Origin of the sequence: Streptomyces sp. YS-3, from assembly GCF_045257485.1 — a bacterium.
Taxonomy (GTDB): domain Bacteria; phylum Actinomycetota; class Actinomycetes; order Streptomycetales; family Streptomycetaceae; genus Streptomyces.
Genome location: NZ_JBJHPC010000460.1, coordinates 1 through 5,757, shown reverse-complemented (window position 1 = coordinate 5,757; position 5,757 = coordinate 1). Strand labels below are relative to the sequence as shown.

At 74.4% G+C, this 5,757-nt stretch carries 5 protein-coding genes and 1 pseudogene; 4 read left to right on the top strand and 2 right to left on the bottom strand.

Translation table 11 applies throughout. From position 1 onward, the window contains the following. Together ACJA3G_RS28160 and ACJA3G_RS28155 are read left to right on the top strand one after the other, a co-directional pair. Nucleotides 1-228, top strand: a pseudogene (locus ACJA3G_RS28160) (SAM-dependent methyltransferase); the annotation flags it as partial. A 164-nt stretch (nucleotides 229-392) separates the two neighbouring features. Continuing rightward, nucleotides 393-581, top strand: a complete 189-nt coding sequence (locus ACJA3G_RS28155) for a hypothetical protein (protein WP_406555849.1) — start codon at nucleotides 393-395, stop codon at nucleotides 579-581. Nucleotides 582-599: 18 nt separating this feature from the next. On the opposite strand, the gene ACJA3G_RS28150 is transcribed toward ACJA3G_RS28155, so the two are convergent. Next, nucleotides 600-2,120 (bottom strand): carotenoid oxygenase family protein, encoded by a 1,521-nt coding sequence (locus tag ACJA3G_RS28150; RefSeq protein WP_406555848.1) that lies wholly within the window; start codon nucleotides 2,118-2,120, stop codon nucleotides 600-602. A gap of 230 nt (nucleotides 2,121-2,350) precedes the next feature. Here ACJA3G_RS28150 and ACJA3G_RS28145 point away from each other — a divergent pair, with 230 nt between their 5' ends. Further along, complete coding sequence (locus tag ACJA3G_RS28145; protein WP_406555847.1) at nucleotides 2,351-2,767, top strand: SsgA family sporulation/cell division regulator; 417 nt, start codon at nucleotides 2,351-2,353, stop codon at nucleotides 2,765-2,767. 26 nt (nucleotides 2,768-2,793) lie between these two features. On the opposite strand, the gene xylB is transcribed toward ACJA3G_RS28145, so the two are convergent. After that, the gene (gene xylB / locus ACJA3G_RS28140) at nucleotides 2,794-4,266 is read right to left on the bottom strand and encodes a xylulokinase (protein ID WP_406555846.1); all 1,473 of its coding nucleotides are present in this window, start codon (nucleotides 4,264-4,266) and stop codon (nucleotides 2,794-2,796) included. 184 nt (nucleotides 4,267-4,450) lie between these two features. On the opposite strand from xylB, the gene xylA reads away from it, so the two are divergent. Then, on the top strand, nucleotides 4,451-5,620 hold the full coding sequence (gene xylA, locus ACJA3G_RS28135; RefSeq protein ID WP_406555850.1) for a xylose isomerase: 1,170 nt from the start codon (nucleotides 4,451-4,453) through the stop codon (nucleotides 5,618-5,620). Nucleotides 5,621-5,757: the final 137 nt, after the last annotated feature.

Here is a 5,757-nt window from a genome sequence, read left to right as displayed (position 1 = left end):
GGCTCCCCGGGCTACTGGGCGCTGCTCGGCTTCGACGCGGCGATGCGGGTGCGCAACGCGCTGTGGCGGCCCCGTTTCGTCATGTACTACCGGGACTTCCGGCTCGCCGACCTGCGCGCGGAGCTCGCGGGGGCGGGGTTCCAGGTGGACCTGTACGCGCTGGAGGAGCTCGGCAGGCGCCCCGACGGAAGTCCCCGCTGCCGTCTGGTGGTCGCCACGGCCCGGTGATCTACGGCCTCTCACCTGCGGGTATGACACGACGTAATGCTCGTGTGGCGCCGGGTGAGCGGTGGTCGTACCGTGGCGGAGGTGGTTTCCACCGCATCGCCGCCCAGGAGCGGCGGAACGGTATTCGACTCTCTCGGGGTCACGAGGTGAGCACCTTGCCCTCCGTGCACTTTCCTCTGATGCTCGCGCTGGCCGCGGGTTCGTTCTTCCTCTGGCGCAAAGGCGGCACCAAGCTGTCCCACGCGCTGACCTGCGCCGGCTTCGGCTTCTACTTCGCCGATACGGCGGCGGCCCCCTCGCTGCACAGCGCGGTCAACTCGGTGATGGGCATGCTCGGCCAGCTCGGCGGCTGAGCACGCCCCGCACCCGGCTCAGGCGTCCGCCACCCAACTCCCGTGGAAGCCCAGCGGAACCCGCCCCGGCAGGTGGACACGGGCGAGCGGACGCCCGGTGAAGTCCTGCGCCGCCAGGATCAGCAGATCGGCGGCGCCCCGCAGCGGGTCGTGGACGTACGCCAGTGTGTAGCCGTCGTCCTCCGCCGCCCGCGGGTCCGGGTCCGGTCCGTGCGCGGGCACGAACACCGCCTCGCCCACGGCGGCGCCCCGGGGCAGCCGGTGCGACTGCGAAGTGCCGCGCAGGAAGTCGTGCTTGATCAGCGCGTTGCCGAACGAGCGGTCCGGTGGCACGCCGTCGGCGGTCAGATAGGCGGTGGACATCTCGGCGCACGCCGCCGTGTACCCGTACCGGTGGCGCCGGGAGACCAGTGACTCGTTGACGCGCGGGAACTCCTGCGGCCGGTCGTCGAGCCGCCCGGTGCGCACCCGGCCCTGCGCCAGATCGATGGTCCAGCGGTCCAGCGAGGCCGTGCCCAGGGCGGTGGGTCCGTCGCTGCCGCGCCCCGCGACCTGGAAGGGCGCCGGGAAGGTGGTCAGTTCGACCACGACCGAGGAGCCGTCGTCGTAGGCGTTCAGGGTGTGCGAGACGAAGACCGGGTCGATCTCGAACCAGCGCACGCTCCCTCCGCTCCTCGGCAGCACGCCCACCCGCGCCGGATGCCGGTCGTTCCACACGTACGGGACGGACGCGCCGGCCCCGGCCGCCGCCGCGTCGAAGGTGACGGGGATGTCGAAGAGCACCACATGGCGCTCGGTGAGCGCGAAGTCGTGCATCATCGGGCTGTCCGCGACGGGGATCCGGGTCGTGCGGGCCACCCGCCCGGTCCGGTCGACGACGAGGTGGCGCACATGGTCCCAGGTCGGGTAGTAGGCGATGGCGTGCAGCTCGTCCGCGTGGACGTCGTACTTGGTGTGCGCGGTGAACGCGCCGCTCAGTGAGGAGCGGAAGTCGTAACCGCCCAGGGTGTTGAGCTCGCCGTCCAGTTCGTACGGCAGCGGCCCGCTCTCCTGGAGGGCGAGGATGCGGCCCTTGTACGGGATGACGTGGGTGTTGCAGGCGAAGTCGTCCTCGGGGACCGGCCCGGGGTGCGGCTCGCCGAGCTTGCGGCTGACGGCGGCCGAGCGGACCCACCGGTTGCGGTACCACTCGGCCCGCCCGTCGCGCAGCCGCACCCCGTGGACCATGCCGTCCCCCAGCATCCAGTGGTGGGCGCGGGGGTCCTCCAGGCCGAGGACGTTGGGGCCGGTGCGCAGATAGCGCCCGTTCAGCGAGCGGGGGACGCGGCCGGTGACGGGCAGGTCGAAGGCGGTGAGCTCCTCGGTGACGGGCGCGAAGGCCCCGTGCAGGAACGGCTGCTTCACGGCGGCGGGCGCCGCGGTCCGCGGGGCGCTGCGCGCGGTGGCGGACGCGGCCGTCCCGCCGTGTGCCGCCAGCACCCCTGCCGCCGCCGCGCCCGCCGCGCCGCGCAGTACGTTCCGCCGTGTGTGGTCGTTCATGTCCCAGCCCCCTGCTCTGCCGTCCGTGCGATCCGTGGGTCACGATCGTCCGCCCGGCACGGGGTCGCGGTCAGGAGGGCTGGGCCCCGGGCGGGGGTGGTGCCAGGCCCCCGGTCCGCCGGGCCCTTTCGGGGTTTTCGCACGAAATCCCAGGCAAGGTGTTGAATGTGCGACTATTGAGATGATGTGATGCGGGTCACAGATCGGGAGTGGCAGCAAGGAGCGAGTCGATGTCCACCACCGTCGAACAGTCCGTCCTGGCCCGCCTCGTCACCGACGCACCCCACGGCGTCCCCGTCCCCGTCACCCTCACCTACGACGCCGCCGACCCGCTGGCGGTCCGGATGCTGTTCCCCGCCCAGGTCTCCCTGGACGACACCGGCGTGACCTGGGTCTTCGCCCGCAACCTCATCGACCGGGGACTGCGCGCCCCGGCCGGCACCGGCGATGTGCACGTACGGCCGCTCGACCCGGCCCGGACCGTGGTGGAGCTGCGCTCCCCGGACGGTACGGCGCTCCTGGAGTTCGGCACGGCGGCGCTGCGCCGCTTCCTCCTCCTCACCTACGCGGTGGTCTCCGCCGAGGCCGAGAACCAGGACCTCGACATGGACAGCGCCCTCGCCGAGCTGCTGCGCCAGAGCCGGTGAACGCGCGGCCCCGCTGAGGGCCGCGGTCAGCCGAGCACCGGCGCCGCCCGGTCGAGGACGGCGCCGATGCGCTCCCAGGCGGCCGTGTCACGGGCGACCGGCTCCAGCGCGGTCCCCTCGCCGGTGCCCCAGGCGGCGGCGGTCGCCACCGGGTCCGCGCCGGTGACCGCCGCCGCGGCGAGGGCAGCGGCGCCCAGCGCGACCAGCTCCGTCGCCCGGGGCACCAGGAGCGGCCGGCCCGAGAGCCTGCGCACGGTCTCCACCCAGACACGGCCGCGGGCGCCCCCGCCGATCAGCCGCAGCGGCCGGCCGGCGGCGCCCGGGTCCGCCGGGTCGAGCCCGCACGCGCGCAGCAGGTCGTCGAGGGCGCGCAGGGCGGTGAAGACCGCGCCCTCGTAGGCCGCGCCCAGGAGCTGGGGCCCGGTCGTGGCGTGGCGCAGCCCCGTGAGCAGCCCGGCGGCGGTCGGCAGGTCGGGGGTGCGCTCGCCGTCGAGGTACGGCAGGAGCACCGCCTCGCCGCCGGGCTCGGCCTCCTCGCGGCCGAGACCGAGCAGGGCCGCGATCCGGTCCACCGCGAGCGTGCAGTTGAGGGTGCAGGCGAGCGGGAGGAAGGTGCCGTCGGTCGCGGCGAACCCGGAGAGCTCGCGCGAGGCGGGACGGGTGCGGGTGGCGGCGAAGACCGTACCGGAGGTGCCCAGGCTGAGGACGGGGTGGTTGAGCAGGCCCGCGCCGCCGAGCCCGAGCCCCACGGCGGCGGCCATGTTGTCCCCGGTCCCGGCGGCGACCGCGGTGGCGGCGGGCAGCCCGAGCGCCTCGGCGGCCCGCGCCGTCAGGGACCCCACCCGGGTGGCGCCGGTGGGGGCGACCTCGGGCAGCAGAGCGGCGTCCAGACCGAGCAGGTCGAGCAGTACGGGGTCGTAGGCGCCGGTGGCCGTCGCGTACCAGCCGGTGCCGGAGGCGTCCCCGGGGTCGGTCGCGGCGGCCCCGGCGAGGCGCTCGGTGAGGAAGTCGTGGGGGAGGCGGACCCGGGCGGCGGCCGAGGCGTGCGCGGGCTCGTTCTCCCGCAGCCAGCGCCACTTGGCGGCGGTCACGGCGGCGACGGGCACCGAGCCGGTGCGCGCGGTCCACGCGTCCGGGCCGCCGAGCGCACCGGTGAGGGCGGCGGCCTGCGGGGCCGAGCGGGTGTCGTTCCAGAGCAGGGCCGGGCGCAGCGGACGGCCGTCGCGGTCCAGGACAACCAGGCCGTGCTGCTGGCCCGCGACGGCGATGCCGGTGACGGCGGAGGCGGGCACCCCCGCCTCCTTCAGCCCGGCCCGGACCGCCTCGCCCAGTGCCCGCCACCACTGCTCGGGGTCGCTCTCGCGCGCCCCCGCGGAGCCGTCGACGCGGTGCGGGGCGCGGCCCACGGCGAGCGTCCGTCCGGTCTCCGCGTCGGCGAGCAGGGCCTTGGTGGACTGGGTGGAGCTGTCCACCCCGATGACGACCGGGGCCTGCGGCATACGGCACCCCTCTCCTGCGGAATTCGAAGCGTACGGACGCGCCGGACATATTTGCGCGCGCCTGGAACAAATTAGATGACCGTCCGGGGTTCCGGAAGCAGCAGCGATCATGTCATATTCGTCAGGTCAGTAAACAAATAGCATCCGGGGCCCTTGGGTGCCCCGCACCGAGGTGGACACGACGATGACGGAACGCTACACACCCACCCCCGAGGACAAGTTCACCTTCGGTCTGTGGACCGTCGGCTGGCAGGGGCGCGACCCGTTCGGCGACGCGACCCGGCCCGCGCTCGAGCCGGTCGCCACCGTCCACCGGCTCGCCGAGCTCGGCGCGTACGGGGTGACCTTCCACGACGACGACCTGATCCCGTTCGGCGCGTCCGACGCCGACCGCGACGCCCACGTCAAGCGCTTCCGCGCGGCCCTGGACGCCACCGGCCTCGCGGTCCCCATGGCCACCACCAACCTCTTCACCCACCCCGTCTTCAAGGACGGCGCCTTCACCGCCAACGACCGGGACATCCGGCGGTACGCGCTGCGCAAGACGATCCGCAACATCGACCTCGCCGTGGAGCTCGGCGCCCGGGTGTACGTGGCGTGGGGCGGGCGCGAGGGCGCGGAGTCCGGGGCCGCCAAGGACGTCCGGGTGGCGCTCGACCGGCTGAAGGAGGCCTTCGACCTGCTGGGCGAGTACGTCGTGAGCCAGGGCTACGACCTGCGGTTCGCGGTAGAGCCCAAGCCGAACGAGCCGCGCGGGGACATCCTGCTGCCCACCGTCGGGCACGCGCTCGCCTTCATCGAACGGCTGGAGCGGCCGGAGCTGGTCGGGGTCAACCCCGAGACGGGGCACGAGCAGATGGCCGGGCTCAACTTCACCCACGGCATCGCGCAGGCGCTCTGGGCCGGAAAGCTCTTCCACATCGACCTCAACGGCCAGTCCGGCATCAAGTACGACCAGGACCTGCGGTTCGGGGCGGGCAACCTGCGCGACGCGTTCTGGCTGGTCGACCTCCTGGAGTCGGCGGGCTACGAGGGCCCGCGCCACTTCGACTTCAAGCCGCCGCGCACCGAGGACGCCGACGGGGTGTGGGCGTCGGCGGCGGGCAACATGCGCACCTATCTGATCCTGCGGGAGCGTGCGGCGGCGTTCCGCGCCGACCCGGAGGTGCGGGCGGCGCTGCGGGCGTCCCGCCTGGACGACCTCGCCCGGCCGACGGCCGACGACGGCCTGGCCGCACTGCTCGGGGACCGCGCGGCCTTCGAGGACTTCGACGCGGAGGCGGCGGGGGCGCGGGGGATGGCGTTCGAGCAGCTGGACCAGCTGGCGCTGGAGCATCTGATGGGGGTGCGCTGAGGGATCGGCGTCCGGCCCGGCCGGGCGGCGGGGCGCCCCGGCGCCTCGCTCAGCCCGCCGCCCACCCCGCCGGATCGTCCAGCACCGCCTCCACCACCAGCGCCGCCGCGCCCCGGGCCGCGTCCCCCGCCAGGGAC

Bases quoted from the DNA above. Each gene is read 5' to 3' on its own strand.
- ACJA3G_RS28145 (WP_406555847.1), top strand. From the start codon at position 2,351: ATGTCCACCACCGTCGAACAGTCCGTCCTGGCCCGCCTCGTCACCGAC.
- xylB (WP_406555846.1), bottom strand. From the start codon at position 4,266: ATGCCGCAGGCCCCGGTCGTCATCGGGGTGGACAGCTCCACCCAGTCC.
- xylA (WP_406555850.1), top strand. From the start codon at position 4,451: ATGACGGAACGCTACACACCCACCCCCGAGGACAAGTTCACCTTCGGT.
- ACJA3G_RS28150 (WP_406555848.1), bottom strand. From the start codon at position 2,120: ATGAACGACCACACACGGCGGAACGTACTGCGCGGCGCGGCGGGCGCG.